The sequence below is a fragment of the Singulisphaera chitinilytica genome, from assembly GCF_049331405.1.
Classification (GTDB): domain Bacteria; phylum Planctomycetota; class Planctomycetia; order Isosphaerales; family Isosphaeraceae; genus PoT.
On sequence record NZ_CP186274.1, the window covers coordinates 4750274 to 4765546 of the forward strand.

General features: G+C 64.9%; 12 protein-coding genes and 1 pseudogene. 6 read left to right on the top strand and 7 right to left on the bottom strand.

All coding sequences use genetic code 11. The annotated features are described in order from the left end of the window. The first annotated feature begins 434 nt into the window (after positions 1 to 434). The 4 genes from ACOYYX_RS18900 to ACOYYX_RS18915 all read left to right on the top strand — a co-directional run bounded on the left by ACOYYX_RS18900 (position 435) and on the right by ACOYYX_RS18915 (position 4598). Positions 435 to 1586: a bile acid:sodium symporter family protein gene (locus tag ACOYYX_RS18900; RefSeq protein ID WP_422931468.1), complete on the top strand. Its 1152-nt coding sequence runs from the start codon at positions 435 to 437 to the stop codon at positions 1584 to 1586. A 127-nt stretch (positions 1587 to 1713) separates the two neighbouring features. Then, a complete protein-coding gene (locus ACOYYX_RS18905; protein ID WP_422931469.1) occupies positions 1714 to 2193 on the top strand; it encodes a PepSY-like domain-containing protein in 480 nt (159 codons plus the stop codon). A gap of 183 nt (positions 2194 to 2376) precedes the next feature. Beyond that, positions 2377 to 3069, top strand: coding sequence for a response regulator transcription factor (locus tag ACOYYX_RS18910; protein WP_422931470.1), 693 nt, complete (start codon positions 2377 to 2379; stop codon positions 3067 to 3069). After that, complete coding sequence (locus ACOYYX_RS18915) at positions 3066 to 4598, top strand: sensor histidine kinase (RefSeq protein WP_422931471.1); 1533 nt, start codon at positions 3066 to 3068, stop codon at positions 4596 to 4598. The genes ACOYYX_RS18910 and ACOYYX_RS18915 overlap by 4 nt, the downstream gene beginning before the upstream one ends. 196 nt (positions 4599 to 4794) lie before the next feature. On the opposite strand, the gene ACOYYX_RS18920 is transcribed toward ACOYYX_RS18915, so the two are convergent. From ACOYYX_RS18920 to ACOYYX_RS18935, 4 genes and pseudogenes are all read right to left on the bottom strand, one after another. Further along, positions 4795 to 5484, bottom strand: a complete 690-nt coding sequence (locus tag ACOYYX_RS18920; RefSeq protein ID WP_422931472.1) for a metallophosphoesterase — start codon at positions 5482 to 5484, stop codon at positions 4795 to 4797. A gap of 23 nt (positions 5485 to 5507) precedes the next feature. After that, positions 5508 to 5944: pseudogene (tnpA, locus tag ACOYYX_RS18925) on the bottom strand (IS200/IS605 family transposase). Positions 5945 to 5998: 54 nt separating this feature from the next. Further along, positions 5999 to 6709 (bottom strand): response regulator transcription factor, encoded by a 711-nt coding sequence (locus ACOYYX_RS18930; protein ID WP_422931473.1) that lies wholly within the window; start codon positions 6707 to 6709, stop codon positions 5999 to 6001. A 179-nt stretch (positions 6710 to 6888) separates the two neighbouring features. Next, positions 6889 to 7551, bottom strand: a complete 663-nt coding sequence (locus ACOYYX_RS18935) for an O-methyltransferase (protein WP_422931474.1) — start codon at positions 7549 to 7551, stop codon at positions 6889 to 6891. 60 nt (positions 7552 to 7611) lie between these two features. On the opposite strand from ACOYYX_RS18935, the gene ACOYYX_RS18940 reads away from it, so the two are divergent. Further along, positions 7612 to 8589, top strand: coding sequence for a LysR family transcriptional regulator (locus ACOYYX_RS18940; RefSeq protein ID WP_422931475.1), 978 nt, complete (start codon positions 7612 to 7614; stop codon positions 8587 to 8589). A gap of 76 nt (positions 8590 to 8665) precedes the next feature. Here the strand turns inward: ACOYYX_RS18940 and ACOYYX_RS18945 are convergent, their stop codons facing one another. Next, on the bottom strand, positions 8666 to 9859 hold the full coding sequence (locus ACOYYX_RS18945; protein ID WP_422931476.1) for a potassium channel family protein: 1194 nt from the start codon (positions 9857 to 9859) through the stop codon (positions 8666 to 8668). A 399-nt stretch (positions 9860 to 10258) separates the two neighbouring features. On the opposite strand from ACOYYX_RS18945, the gene ACOYYX_RS18950 reads away from it, so the two are divergent. Continuing rightward, a complete protein-coding gene (locus ACOYYX_RS18950) occupies positions 10259 to 12046 on the top strand; it encodes a TolC family protein (RefSeq protein WP_422931477.1) in 1788 nt (595 codons plus the stop codon). A gap of 8 nt (positions 12047 to 12054) precedes the next feature. On the opposite strand, the gene ACOYYX_RS18955 is transcribed toward ACOYYX_RS18950, so the two are convergent. Both ACOYYX_RS18955 and ACOYYX_RS18960 read right to left on the bottom strand, forming a co-directional pair. After that, entirely contained in the window at positions 12055 to 13674 is a 1620-nt protein-coding gene (locus tag ACOYYX_RS18955; RefSeq protein ID WP_422931478.1) for an MFS transporter, read from the bottom strand. Beyond that, positions 13671 to 15212, bottom strand: a complete 1542-nt coding sequence (locus ACOYYX_RS18960) for an HlyD family secretion protein (RefSeq protein ID WP_422931479.1) — start codon at positions 15210 to 15212, stop codon at positions 13671 to 13673. Before ACOYYX_RS18960 ends, ACOYYX_RS18955 begins: the two co-directional genes overlap by 4 nt. Between the last annotated feature and the right edge of the window lie 61 nt (positions 15213 to 15273).

The window sequence follows — 15273 nt, forward strand, 5'->3', positions numbered from 1 at the left end:
CTCGTATCCGACGATCTCGATCCGACACAACGCCAACTGACAATTCCACGAACGAACGACGGGAACCCCTTGTGAACAAGATGTCAGGAAAGCGTCGACCTGTTGAGTTGAAGATTTTAACTCAAGGCCACGCCCCGACCAATCCTCATCCCCGTCGAACCGGAAGCTAATTGCGCAATACGAGACGGTTTCGACCAATTACGCCCCATCTCACGAACGTGACGACCATGCCCGGATTGGGCGGGTTTTGTCGTCGTCCAAGAAGTCTGCCTACCTGGGATCCGCAAAACGTTGAATCCATGAGTTCGATCTTATCTAGAATTCACGGTCGTTTTATCTCCGCCCCCTATCCTTCTCGACGTCAACCCCGACGTGTCCGACTGCCCCTGTCCGGGCAAGTTCGAAGGCGTCCGGAGATCTCGGGAGTGAAAATCATGGCGGATCATTCGGGAACATCGGGACGGCTGGGCCACTGGATTCATCAACACTTCCTCTGGCTGATGGTCGGGTCATATGCCATCGCCGCATGCGTGCCTGCTCCCGGCCTCTGGATCCGAGAGGTGGCCTGGCACGTCGCATTTCCCGGGTTCGGGACGATGAAGGTCAGCCTGTCGATGCTGATGCTCACGGCCCTGCTCCTGAACGCGGGGCTTGGTGTTGATATCGCTCATCTACGCAAGCTTGCAAGGAACCCCTGGCCGCTTTGCGTAGGACTGCTCGCGAATCTCGTGATCCCCGTGGTTTTTATTTTCGCGGTGACCCGAGCGATGGGCTCCTGGCACAATGCGGACGAGGTCCAGAGCATTCTCGTGGGCCTCGCGTTGGTCGGCTCGATGCCGATCGCCGGCTCCTCGACGGCCTGGGCCCAGAATGCCGACGGCGAGCTCGCGCTCAGCCTGGGCCTGGTCCTCTTCTCGACCCTGCTCAGCCCTCTGACGACGCCCCTCGCCCTTCATTCCGTCGGATTGATGGCGAGCGGGGAATACGCGACCGACCTCCACGAACTGGCAGGCGGCGGGACAGGGATGTTCCTCACACTCTGCGTTTTGGCTCCCTCATTGATCGGGATTGCGCTACGTCCCGCGATCGGGCCGAAGCGTATCGCGGCGGCAAAGCCCCGCCTCAAGCTCTTGAACTCGTTGGTCCTGCTGACTCTCAACTACTCGAACGCCTCGGTCTCGCTGCCCCAGGTCTTCCGCGACTTCGACGCCGACTTCCTCGCCATTACTCTCGGGATCGTGACGACCCTCTGCGTCCTCACGTTCACGGCCGGCGGGGTCATCTCGCGGGTCCTGAAGGGTTCTCCGGCCGAGCGGGCCTCTCTGATGTTCGGCCTCGGCATGAATAACAACGGCACGGGGATGGTCCTCGCCTCGTTGACGCTGGCGCATCACCCGCGGGTCATGCTCCCGATCATCTTCTACAACCTCGTCCAGCACCTCGTCGCTGGCCTCGTCGACCGCCGCTTCACCCCGAACGCCCGGCCGGGCCACCAGGCCCCCGAGGGGATTCGCCAGGATCGGTTGCACGACAAGGCCGTCCATCCCTCGATGCCCGGGTACCTGGAAGCCGCGACCGGTCGATAAGCACGAATTTATCTTCGTTTCATCTTCGGTTTAGCGTGAGACTTTAGCCTCATCCCGCGACCCGGGAGCCCTCGAAACGGAACGCAGGGCCTTCCGGCGAGCACTCGAACCGTCCAGGAGGAATCCGATGCGGAAGTGGATCCGGAAGAGCATGCTGCTTGCGTCCATCCTCGCGACCTCGGCGGCCCTGACCCAGGCCGAAGAGAAAGAGGTACCGCTGAACGAGGTCCCGGAAGCCGTCCTCAAGAGCGTCAAGGGGAAGTTCCCCAAGGCCGAGCTCAAAAAGGCGGAGAAGGAAGTCGAGGACGGCGAGACGACCTTCGAGCTATCGCTCACGAGCGAAGGCAAGAAGATGGACGTCGCGCTCAAGGAAGACGGCTCGATCATCGAGGTCGAGACCCAGATCAAGGCCAGCGACCTCCCCGAAGCGGTCACCAAGACCCTCATGGCTAAATACCCCAAGGCCACCATCAAGAAGGCCGAGGAGATCGCCAAGGACAAGAAGACCTCCTACGAGGTCGTCCTCGTCGATGGCAAGGAAAAGCATGAAGTCCTCGTTGATGCGACGGGCAAGATCGTCAAGGATGAGGAAGAGGACGACGATTGATCGCGGCCTCCTGACCTTGCCTTGAAACCCGCGACGGCCCAGACACGTCAGGCTCGGCCCCCTCGATGAGATGAGGGGGCGAGACGGGCCGTCGGCGGCGCTGCCCGAGTCTCGGGTTGACGACCGTTGCGAGCCGTCGAAAATTGACGTCGGACCCTTGGACTGATGTTTCGGGTGACCGCAATGAGCTTCCGGATCCTGGTGGTCGAGGATGAGATGGAGCTGGCCGACTTCGTCGTCCGAGGCCTGCGCGAGGAAGGGTTCCATGTCGAGCACGCGGCCGACGGCGACGAAGCCTGGGGACGCCTGCAGTCGAGCGAGTGGGACCTGATCCTGCTCGACTGGTGGCTCCCGAACACGGACGGACTCGCCCTGCTCAAACGCTTCCGGCAGGCGAACGGCACGACCCCCGTCCTGTTCCTCACCGCTCGCGACACCGTCGGCGACCGGGTCCGCGGGCTCGACGGAGGGGCCGATGATTACCTCTGCAAACCATTTGCCTTCGACGAGTTGCTCGCCCGCGTCCGGGCCCTGCTCCGCCGCCACGATCGGGCCCCCGCGCTGACGATCGGCTTCGCCGACGTCACGGTGGACCTGGCATCGCAGAAGGCCCAGCGAGCCGGCCAGCCGCTCGAGCTGAAGACCAAGGAACTCGCGCTCCTGATCTTCTTCCTGCGACACCCGAGGCAGGTGCTCTCGCGAACCCGGATCTACGACCACGTCTGGGAAGAGAGCTTCGATGGGCTCTCGAACACCCTGGAAGTCCACGTGATGGAGCTTCGGCGCAAGCTCGAAGCCCTGGGGCCACGGATCATCAACACGGTCCGCGGCCGTGGCTATGTGCTTGAAGACGCCGGGACGAAGGAGGGTTCATGAGCCTGACCGGTCGCTTCTCGGCCCTCGTGCTCGGCACCGTCGGGCTGATCCTGCTCGGATTCTCGTTCACGCTCTATATGGCGGCGAGCATCTACCTTCATCGACAGATGGGCGAGCGGCTGACCTCGGCGCTCGCCATCCTCGCGGCAGCCGCCGAGATCCACCCCGACAGCGTCGAGTGGGAGCCCCAGGAGCGGGCCCTCCCCCTCGGCCAGGAGGCGGGGGAAGAACGACTGCGCTGGATGGTCTTCGACGATCGAGGCCACCGCATCGACCACTCGCGGAACCTCAACGACAGCGAGCTCACGCCCGCCTGGACCCCGAAAACCGGCGGCCGCAACCTGCCGTCGAGGCTCCGCGATCGACAGGGGCGGTCCTGGCGCGTCGCCCAGCGCGTGATCCTGCCGAACACACCGCGAGCCACCGGCTCGGAAGGGGCGAGTCACCTCGATGGCTCCAAGCCGCCGGACCCGGCCGAGGCGGTCTACCCGTCACTCGTCCTGACGGCCTGCGCCCCAATGGAGCCGATCCGAGCCACGCTCTCGACGCTCCTGGCCCTGCTCACCGCCCTCAGCCTGGGGATCTGGTCGGCCACGGCATTGGTCTGCCGCCGGCTCTCCAAGCGGGCGCTCCGCCCGCTCGCCCAGCTCGCCGACTCCGCGAGGAGCCTGGACGCCACCGAGCCGGGATGGAGGCTCGACGAGGCCCGCACTGGCGATGAGTTGGAGGAACTCGGCGAGTCATTCAACAGCCTGCTCTCACGCCTTCACGTGGCCTATGAACAGCAGAGGCGGTTCAGCAGCCACGCCTCGCACCAGTTGCGGACGCCCCTCACCGTCCTGATCGGCCAGCTCGAGGTTGCGCTCCGCCACGACCGAAGCGGCGAAGAGTACCGCCGGGCCCTGCGGTCGGCCCTCGGCCGGGCCATGCAGCTCGGTCAGATCGTCGAGGCCCTCCTCTTCCTCGCGCGGAGCGAGGCCGAAAGCGAACTCCCCGGCCGAGAGACCCTCGACCTCAACACCTGGCTTGGAGACCACCTCGCCAGCCGAAGCGCCGGCGCGACTCACTCCAACATCGAGCTCCATCTTCAAACCAACGGCCCGGCCTGGGTTCACGTCCACCCCGTCTTGCTCGGACAGTTGCTGGACAACCTGATCGACAACGCCGAGAAGTATGGGGTTTCGGCGGCTCCGATCCGGGTGAGGGTCTCGCGCGAGAATAGCATGGTGATCCTCGGCGTCGAGGACGAAGGGCACGGGATCGCCCCTTCGGACCTGCCCCGGGTTTTCGAGCCCTTCTATCGGGCGAGTTCCGCCCGCAGGCCGACGAGCCAGGGGGTGGGCTTGGGCCTGGCGATCGTGCATCGGATCGCGACGGTCCTCGGCGGCAGGGTGGAGGTCCAGAGCGAGCTCGGGCGTGGTTGCCGGTTCGAGTGTCACCTCCCCGCCGCGAACCCCGACGAGGCGAAGCTCGGCACAGAATCGGATCCCTTCGAAGCCCCGGAACTGCCGGAGGGGGCGAGGCGCTAATGCCTCGCCCCCTCCCGGTGTTACGCCTATCATTCAAGTCTCGCAGTCGACCCGGAGATGAGTTTCACTTCTTGATTTCGAAGCGATCATCTTCCTCGCCTTCGTCCGTGACCTGGCGGATGACGAAGGTCGAGCCGTCGATGTCGGCCAGGGTCAGCGAGTGAATATTGAAAATATGCTTGTTCGTAAATTCCTACTAAGACGACGGGTCGTCTTGCTGTTCGAGGTCGTAGAGGTGCTGCCCGCCGGCGCCGGTCACCACGTAAATCTCCCCTTCGAGGCTCGTGTCCGACTTGCCGTCGAACGACTTATCCAGCGTCCACTTGCCGTCGACGTACCGCATCTTGGACACTTTCCCGTCCATGTCGACGGACGGGACCGCGCCCGTCTCGGCGGAAGGGACGAACCGAAGCGGATACGAGCGCTGGTAGTTGTGAACGTGGCCGTTGAAGACCACATCGACGTTCCTCGCCTCGAACAGGATTCGCATGTACTGCTCGTCGAAGTGGTGCTTGGACGAGTTGAAGCCGGACTGGTGGAAGCTGACGAATCGCCAGGTCGAGCCCTTGGCCGCGGCGAGGTCGTTGGCGACCCACTCCTGCAACTCGCGGTTCGTCCAGTCCACCGTCGCGTTCGCGTCGAGCACGGTCCAGTGGGCGTTGCCGTAGTTGAACGAGAAGTTGGCCATGCGGGGGAAGGCCTTGACCGCCGTCTTGGTGAATGCCTTCACATGCTCGTCGGAGCCGATCAGGGGCGCGACGAGCGGGCCGCCGACCTCGCCGTTCGGTCCATTCTGCGGCTGGACCCAGCAATGAATGCTCCACCGCCTAAAGGCGAGGGCTTCGTTGTTCGGGACTCGAGTCCCTTTCCGAGCGAAGCTCGGCACGAGGTCCACCCTCCGGAGGCGGGCTAAAGTTCCTCCCCTTCCACGCGGAAATCCCCAGGCCCGGGCCTCCCTTGATTCGTGATGCATTCGGCCGCCACCTGATCCGTCACGTTACCGCTGCTGCAGCGGAAGTACCCCGCGCCCACACGTGACGGCCCCAGAACTGCTTCCGCAGCGGCCCGAACTCCTGCGGCATACGGTACGCCGTCTTGCTCTTCAATCGCTGCACCAGCCGGCTGATCGTCACCTGCGGCGGGATCGACACCAGCAGGTGCACGTGGTCCTTGCTCACATCCCCCTTCAAGATATGCACGTCCATACCGCCGCAGACCTCGCGGATCAGCTCCCGAACTCGCTGCCCGATCGGCCCTACGAGCACCGGCCTGCGATACTTCGTCACCCAGACCAGGTGGAGATGGATCTCGAACACGCTGTGTGCCCCATGACGGTACTCGCTCATGGGGGCTATCTTACCGCAACGGCACGCTAAAGCCGTCGCCTAAAGGCAAGGGTTTTAACCCACCCAGCATGCGACAATAATCGCCGCGGAACCGTGATTTGCCGAGGAAATAGCCCTCGCCGGCCGATTGTGGATGAGGCGAGGCCCGACAGCCTCGAGCTTGCGTCGGAGTTCCTTGAGGTGGACCTCGAAGGTGTTGGACGTCGTGTCGAAATCCTCGTTCCAGACCCCCTCATCGATGCGATTGCGGCTGAGAATCTGGCCGGGATGGCGAAGGAAGAAGAACAGCAGGGCCAATTCCTTGGCGGTGAAGTCGAGATCCTGGCCCGCGCGCTGCCCCTTCTGCGAGACAAGGTCGACGCTGACGTCCCCGTGGCGGACGATCATGTTCGACGGCCGCTCGCGACGACAGGCCAGGGCCCGGACGCGGGCGAGGAGTTCCGCGAAGGCGAACGGCTTGCAGAGATAATCATCCGCCCCGACATCGAGCCCCTCGCCCCGATCGTGGACCTCGTCTCGCGCGGTGAGGAAGATGACCGGGGCGTCGCCACCGGAGAGCCGATAGCCCTTGAGCAGGCTCAATCTGTCCTGACGGGGGAGTCCCCAGTCGAGCAGGATCAGGTCCAAGGAGCGATCCTTGAGCATCCGGCCCCCCTGGAGGCCGTCCAGGGCGTGCTCGACGGAGAAACCTTCCTCGGCGAGACCATTGATGATGAACTCGGCGAAGTCGAGTTCATCATCGATGATCAAGACGGAAAGGGCCATGGGCGTTTCCGCGTGAATCGAGCCGTACAAGCCCTCGGGGCCAGGCCTATGCATCCTCCACGAAAACACCCGTGCCCCGGGGCGACTCATGAAGAGCCGAAGAAGAGTTCGAGAAAACGCGTGACGACTCGTCCAGGATCGACTCAGTCGCCCGATGGATGGACAGTTGCCCCGGCTGGTCATGTCCTGACCGAGAATTCCAGGCGGTCGCCCAGCGGGATGTCGACCGAGGTATAACCGTGCCGAGGATCGCGAACGTAATCGAGGTAAGGACGAAGGGTCTCCTCAAGGATGTCGAGGTCATCGCCCACGACGATCGAGCCCACACGCAGGCGAGGCTCGAGCATCCTGAGGATCGGCAAGTACAGATCCTTCCAACCGTCGAGGAAGAGCAGATCGACGGGGCCGTCGAGATCCTTGAGCGTCTCCCGTGCGTCCCCCAAACGGATGTCGACATATTCGAGCAGGCCGGCGTCGGCGAGGTTCTTCCTGGCGCGGTCGGCCTTCTCCGGGTTCAGTTCGGTCGTGACGACGATGCCCCCGCCGTTGTCGCGCACGGCGGCCGCGAGGTGGATGGTCGAGATGCCGAACGACGTGCCGTACTCGACGATCGTCTTACTCCCCTGGGAACGGGCGAGGCCATAGAGGAAACGGCCCCCGAGCCGATCCACGGAGATATACATCTTGTCCAGGATGCCCGCGAGGTCGGTCTCGACGATGACGCCCCCTCGACGATCCACCTCGACGCGAATCTCGTCGGATAGAGGCGGATCCACGACCTCGGACTCGGCGAAAAGGCGGTCGAGGACATCGGCCACGGGGCTCGCATACAATGACGACATGAGTCTTCTCCGAGAGGAAGAATCGGCCCTCATGGGCCTTCCTCGGTCATGGTAGGAATCATGGCGGATTTCCCAAAGCGAAACTCGGACAATGAATACTTGCGTGCCATGCACTCCATGGACCTGAACCTCCTGGTCGTCCTCGACGCCCTGCTGAGCGAGGGGAGCGTCGCCGGGGCCGCGCGGAGGCTGAACCTGAGCTCGCCCGCGGTGAGCCGAGGCCTGGGGCGGGTCCGCAAGGTCATCGGCGACCCGATCCTCGTCAGGGCCGGCAAGCGGCTCGTGCCAACCCCGCTCGCCCTCGGCTTGCGAGTGCGGGTCCAGGCCCTCGTGCAGGAGGCGAGGGACTTGCTCTGCCCCTCGGGCGAGGTCGTCCCGCAATCCATCGAGCGGACCTTCACGATCCGATCGTCAGACATCGCCGTCGGCGCCGCCTTCGCGGCCAGGCTCGTGGAGACGATCCGCGTCGAGGCTCCGGGCATCACCTTGCGGTTCGTCGGCGAGGGGGAGGAAGACGTCGAGTCGCTGCGGGATGGGAGGGTCGACCTCGATATCGGCAACCTCGGCCCGACCGGGCCCGAAGTCCGCACGCAACTGCTGATGCGAGACCGTTTCGCGGGAGTTGTGCGGGAGGGTCACCCGCTACTGAAGGGCAAGATCACGCCGAAACGGTTCGTGGAGTATCCCCACGTCTCGGCCTCGAGGCGCGGCAAGGCTCGGGGGCCGATCGACGAGGCGTTGAGGGAACTTGGCCTCACGCGGTCGGTGACGCTCGTGGTCCCGACCGCGTATTCCGCCTTATTCGCGGTCGCCGCCTCCGACCTCGTGGCGGCCGTCCCCGAGCGATCCTCGGATCACGCCCTGGGCCGGCTCGGACTCCGGACTTTCAGCTTGCCCGTGAAGACCGAGCCCGTGGAGGTCCACCAGGCCTGGCACCCTCGGCTCGACGCCGATCCCTCGCACCGCTGGCTGCGGCAGAAGGTCTTCGCCGCCTTCCGCAAGGCATCGGCCGGGGATTCGGCGAAAGGCGAGCAATGAGCCGCTCGCTCGATTATATACTAAAGACATCACTTCAACATCTATTTTATATTAGAGATCCACATCATACCAATGCTTACTTCTGACGCTCATCTTCGTCTTCCGGTGCGGCCACCGGCGGATAGGTCGGCAAGGCGTCGTCGGGCTTGAGGAAGACCCGGCCGAGGAGGATAAGCTGATCTTCATCCTCGAGCGGCCCTGCCTCGCCGCCGATCGGGTTCAGGTGCATCTGCTCGCCGCGCTGGATGCCAATGAGAAGGCACGACTTCTTGTCGTTGCGGTGGCTCGAGAACATGGCGGAGAGTTCGGCGAACTCCTTGCCGATGAGGGAGGCCGGCGCGGGCAGGAGGTACATCTCGTTGGCGTCGCGCCCGACGGTCAGCAGTTCCTGGTAGACGCGGGTCATGCCGTGGAAGAGCGAGGCTCGGGCCAGGAGCCGCAGGCCGAGCTCGTCCGACGAGATGATCTCGTCGGCCCCGGCCTTCCTGAGGTGATGGCGATGTGACGGGTTCCGACACTCGACCGAGATGTTCGGCTGGTTCTCTCCCCGGCAGATGTTGCGCAAGGCGATGCAGATGAGGACGCTTTTGCCGTCGGCGTGCTTGCCCTCGCGGTCGTCGGAGAGGACGACGACGGAGTGCGCCTTGGGAACCTTGGCCCGCTTCAGGATGATCTCGCTGGTGGGATCCCCCTTCACGATGTAGACGTCGTTGAAGGCGGCCTCATCTTGCTTGTCGGGGAGGTCGATCTCGTCCGGGGTGTCGTGGATGATGACGACGGGGCGCTTATCCTGGATGATCTTGGCGTGGACCTCGCGGATCCATTCCAGGCCGCGGTTGGACCAGTTGCAAAGGACGAGGTGCCCTTCCATCTCGAAATCGCTCACGTCGCGTCTCCGCAGGTATCGCTGCACGAGCAAGGAGGCCAGGCTGGCGGTGAACAGGCCGGCGGTGCCGACCCCGACCACGAGGATGATCATCGTGATCAACCGCCCGGCCGAGGTCTTCGGCGCGTCGTTGACCCCGCTGAAGAGGATCACCCAGACGCCCCAGAGCGAGTCGGACCAGGAAGCGAAATCCGGGTTCACGTCGCGCTCGGCGTAGTGCAACGCGGCGGCCCCCAGCAACCACGCGCAGGTGACGCCGCCGAGGATCCGGCCGACCTGGTGCCGGTTCCACGCCGAGAGCGCGTAGAGGGCTGCGTCACGCCAAGAGTCGAACCCGACGAGCTTGAGCGCCTCGTTGATTCGCCGTCGTTTCGACTTTGCCATGAACCATCCGAATCGATCGTGGGTGCATCCGTAATCAGAGCGAATCTTATGTCATTCTCCGGCACTCGGCAATCTCCCGGGTGTCGGAGTTTGACGCCCGTCGTCGTGTCGGGAGTCCATCTCGCCGCGACGAGAAATCCTTTGCCTCGACCGGCAGTGAAGGACGGAGATACGGGCGAGGCCATGTCGACATCAAATTATCTTGCCGTGAATCAGATGAGCCTGGGAACGCAACCTGATCTCCGGGATGACGCCCCTAGTCCGCCCACCTCCACAGCAACTCGTTCGCATCGAAGAGGATCGCTCGCCGCATGGACTTGACGGAAAGGGCGTCCTGAGCCATAAGGGGCGCCGTCCAAGGATGGCCGATGGAAACGACCTGATCGAAATGAGTCGTCGATGCTAAGGCGCGTTGGGCTGACCCTATCTTCGTTCGGCCTCATCCTCTCCTGCCTCTCATGCGGTTGCATGCTCCAGCGTCACGACCTCGAGGACCGAGAACCGAAGGTCAGGATCTCGGGCACGAAGGAAATCCAGGCCCAGGCGAGCCGGTCATCTGACTCCCGTAAGGAGATCGATCTGGACCTCGTCAGGACGTCAGACCTTCAGCTCGAAAGCCCTCCCCGTGAAGGAGATGTGGCGAACGCTGCGGGCCGGATCACCCTGGAGCAAGCCTTGGCGATGGCCTCCCAGAGCAGCCCCGCCCTGGCCCAGGCCCGCGCGTCGGTCGACGTGGCGAGGGGCAATCTGAAGGTAACCGACTCGGGGTTCTATCCAACAGTCCAGGGGAATTACGCGTTCCAGGCGTATTCCTCCCAAACCGGTTTCAGCGGCACTCCAGTCGGCGGCAGGTTCCCCATCCTGCCCGTTCGCGGCTTCGGGCCCGGGACGCAGGAATTCAGCGTCTCCGAGGCCCAGCTCAAGTACACGATCTTCCAGTTCGGCAAGCAGTGGAACAAGCACAGGCAAGCGACCTGGAAAGAAGAGGTCGCTCGCCTCGAGAACGAGCGAAGCTGTCAAACCGTCGCCTATGAGGTGACGTCCGCTTATTTCCAGGTCCTGGAGGCTCGCTCGGCCGTGGAGACGGCGACGAGGGCCGTCGAGCGCGCCGAGGAATTCGCTAAGGAGGCGGCCGACACCCTCCGCCGCGGGGTCATCACGCAGGAGGAGAACCTCCGAGCCCAGGCCGCCCTCGCCACCATGCGCCAGGGGCTGACCGACGCCAAGAGCGAGGAGGAAGTGGCCGTCGCCGGCTTGAACCGCGTGATGGGTATCAACGTCAACGCCCCGACGCGCGTCGTCGAGCGTCGAGTGGCCCCGGAGCTGCACCTGGAGCTCGATGAAGCCCTGCGCCTAGCCGTCGACAACCGTCGCGAGGTCGCCGTCGTCCAGCGCGGGGTCGCGATCGCGCAGGGGGACGTGAACATCGCCAGGGCCGACTTCCTGCCGACCGTCTCGGTGCAGGCCGCGTTTTCGAACATCACCGGGACCAGGGTGCAGAATGCCAACGTCGGGGCCGGAGGCATCTTCCTCTCCCAGGATCTCTTCGCCGGCGGCAAGCGCAAGGGGATCCTCGGCGCGGCCGAGGCGGGGGTGAGGGTCGCGGCCGCCCAGGCGCAGCAGGTGCTCGACAGCATCGCCTACGAGGTGAACGTGGCCTTCCGCGGCGTCGAGGACGCCGAGGAGCGCATCAAGGCCTCGAAAGTGGTGATGGACCAGGCCCGCGAGAACGCCCGCCTGGTCGCGAGCCGGGCACGAGCCGGAGATGCCACGCCGGCCGAGACCATCGAGGCCCAGGCCGGCGAGATACGCTCGGAGCAGTCGTTCTTCGCCGCGACTTATCTGTATCAGCGGGCCCTCGCCCGACTCGAATACGCCGTCGGGACCTCCGTGCCGGTCGGGCCGGGGTCAATCCGCGAGACGACGGCAACAGCCCCGGCCGAGCCCAAGCCAGAACCGTTGCCGAAGCCGCCGGACTCGTCATCCCCCTTCGATCGCCAGTCGCGACCGGGCTCCTTGCCGGACCTACCGCCGCCGCCGGATCTCGGGGGTGCCGCCCCGGTGAGGACGGCCCCCTTGCAGTCACCAACCTCCCCTGCAACGTCGGACAACCCCCGCTTGACGCCTCCCCCTTCGCTGTCTAGGCCCCCCTACGAGGCGAACTCGCCCCTCGGCGGCAAGCCTTGACCCGCCCCTCAGCCCCGGATCGGGCCGGGAGCATGCGGAGGCAGCGGCTTGAGCAGGAACGCCAGGACGACCGCGACGCCCAGCGTGAGGGCAAGCACCTGGAAGGCCGACTGATAAGCGAAGACCATCGCGTTGTCGCGGACCCAACTCCCCAGGAGTCGGCTCGCCTGGATCGCCGCCTCGTCGGGCGCGGCCCCCTTGAGCGTGAACTGGTCGATGACGCCGAGCCGTACGTCGTCCCACGGAGGCCGATTCGGCGTGATGCTCTGACGCATCGCGTCGAAGTGGGCATCGCCCCGGCGCTCGATGAAGATCCCGAACAGGTTGTTCCCGACGAACGATGGCAGCACAAGCATCAGGTTCTTGATGCCGGCCGACGAGGCGACTTGCGCCGGCGTCATGTCCTCCTGGGAGACGCAGATCAGCGGCGAGGCGACCAGGCCCGCCGAGGCTGCCCAGAAGGCCATGACCGCGGCCGTCCAGGTCTTGTCGGTGTAGAGGTCGATCGAGGAGAGGGTCCAGGTCCCCAGCATCATGCCCGACAGCCCGAGGATCAGGCGGATCTTGCGATCCTTCCTTGAACCCAGCCAGGCCGTCAATGCTAAGGTCGTCCCCATGGCCGCGACCGCCGGGAGGAGCACCAGGCCCGTCGTCAATCGCTCATATTCGCGGGTCACGGCCATGTAGCGCACGAGCACCGAGACGACGGTGAAGAACCCCAGGTCGGCGAGCGCCTTGGTCGCAACCGCCACGGTGAAGCGAGGGAGGGCGAAAAGTCTCAGGTCGAGCAGCGGATGCTCGCACGTGAACTCCTGGATGAGGAACCAGGCGAACAGGAGGATTCCCCCCGCCGTGACGAGCCAGAATTCATTCGAAGTCGCCCAACCCCACTTCTGGAACCGGAAGAGGCCCATCATCAGGCAAAGGACCCAGCCTTGCAGCAGGATGAGGCCGACGAAGTCGAACGGCTCACGCTCCGACTCGGCGGGCTCGTCGGGCTGGAGTACATGATAGGTCAGGACCACCGCGGCCGCCGCGATCGGCACGTTGAAGTAGAAGATCGCGCGCCAGCTCGGCAGGTTGATCAGGTAGCCGCTGATGCTCGGCGCCACGATCCGGCCGAAGTAGAGCCCGAGGACGTAGGCCGCGATGGCGCCGTCGCGGTGGTCGGGGAACTCGCGCCAGAAGACGGTCAGGACCGTCGTGACGACCATGCCGTTGCCCCACCCCTGCACAAACCGGGACACGCCCAGAAGTTCCATGCTCGGCGACATCGCACAGGCCAAGCTGCCGAGCATGAAGATCGCGAGCCCGGTGACATAGCTCGCCTTAAGCCCGAACCGGCCGCGCAGCCAGGCGATGAGCGACATCCCGGAGACCGAGCCGAATAGCGTGCAGCCGAGGACCCACTGGTAGCGGTAGCGGTCCGACGCCAGTTCGTTGACCACGAACGGGCGAGCGAGGTCGGTGAACGTGGAGGTGATGCCGGCCAGCAAGAGCGTCGGCAAAATCGCCGCGACCACCAGCTTTCGGCGCTCGATGCCATGCCAGGGGCGCACGTCCGGGGCGATCGGATCTTCGGACGGTATCCGCACGGGCTGCCTGGCTCGCTCGACGACACTCATCATCGCGCCCCTTCGGCCGGGTCGAGGCCTTTCATCTGCCCGTCGAAAGCCGACGTGGGGCTCACCCCCAAGCGTCCCCGTTCCCGCTGTCGTGTCGCCTCGGCGTTGGCCCAGGCGGCATCGCCAGGGACGTGCGAGATCGCCACCGTCACCGAGAGCCCCGGCCGGAGCGAATCCCAGAGGGGCCCGCGATCGACGGCGATCCGCACGGGTAGACGCTGGGTCACCTTGGTGAATTCGCCCGAGGTGATATCTCGGGGGAGGAGCGAAAAGTTCGCCCCGGTCGCCTGGCCGATCCAGACCACCTTCCCTTGCTGGGAGCCCTTGAGGGCGTCGACCCAGATCGTCACCCGATTGCCTGGGGCGACCCCTTGGAGCCGGTCTTCTTCGAGATAGGCGGTGATATAAACAAGCTCGGGGTCATACATGCTGAGGACCGGCGAGCCGAGGGGCGCGTGGTCGCCGGGGTTGCGGTAGCGCCGGACGATTACGCCGTCGAACGGGGCCACGATCTTGGAGTTTTCCAGGCGGGTGGCGACCAGGACCTCGGCCTTCGCCGCCAGCTCGACCTCGTCGCGGCGGAGCTGGACCTGCCGCTTCTGGACCTCGATCTCGAGGTTCCCGAGCTTCGCCAAACGGAGCGATTCCTCGGCCTTTTCGCGGGCCCGGACCTTCTGGTCGAGGGACTTCCGCGCGATCTCGACCTGCTCGCGATCGGCCTCGGCCCGCTCGACCTTCGCCTGGGCTGCCTCGAGCTTTGCCTGCGCGGCGTGATACTCGCGGGTCACGTCCTGGAGCTTGCGCTCGGGGGCGGATCGCTCCTGGAAGAGCTTGGTGTAGCGGTCGAACTCTTCCTTCGCGTTCACGAGCATGGCCTTGACCGCGGCGGCGTCGGCCTTGGCCTCGTTGACCGACTTGTCCACGTCGAGGGCGGTCATCCTCAGCAAGGCTCGCGACTCGTCGCAGGCGGCCTCGGCTGATGCAAGCTCGGCCTGCGCCACCGCGACCCTCCTGGGATACTCCTGCTCCAACCGATCCAGCGTGGACTCTTCGAGCTTCAGGGTCGTATCGGCGACGCGACGCTTGGCCTGCGCCTCGGCGACGGCCCGGCTCAGCGGGACCGGGTCGATCTGGGCGAGGAGTTGCCCGGCCTTCACAGTGTCGCGCTCCTCGACGAGCACGCCGGTCAGTATGCCCGACTCCTGCGGGGCCAGGTGGACGATGTGCGTCTCCACGAAGGCGTCGTTGGTCATCGACGTCGTGAAGCGGTAGTAGGAGAAATCGGCGAGGACCGCCACGCCGACCAGGGCCCCGACGGCACCGATCGTCCAGACGCCCCAACTCGCCAGATTCCGGCGAGGTCGGGCGACCATCGCTGGCGGTTCCTGGGGAGGCGGGAGCGGCTTCGGCTCGGCAACAGGTTCCTTGGAATCCTGGTCGACATCGGCTTCATCGCGGCCTTCCATGCCGCCTTCGCTGACCGGTTGGCTCATCGTCCCACCCATGTAGCCGTGGCCGCCATCGGCGAGCGGACCCGGCATGCCACTCGGCTCGGCGCAGATCCGTCGTTGGACCAGGACCGAAAACCGAGAGTCGATTTCA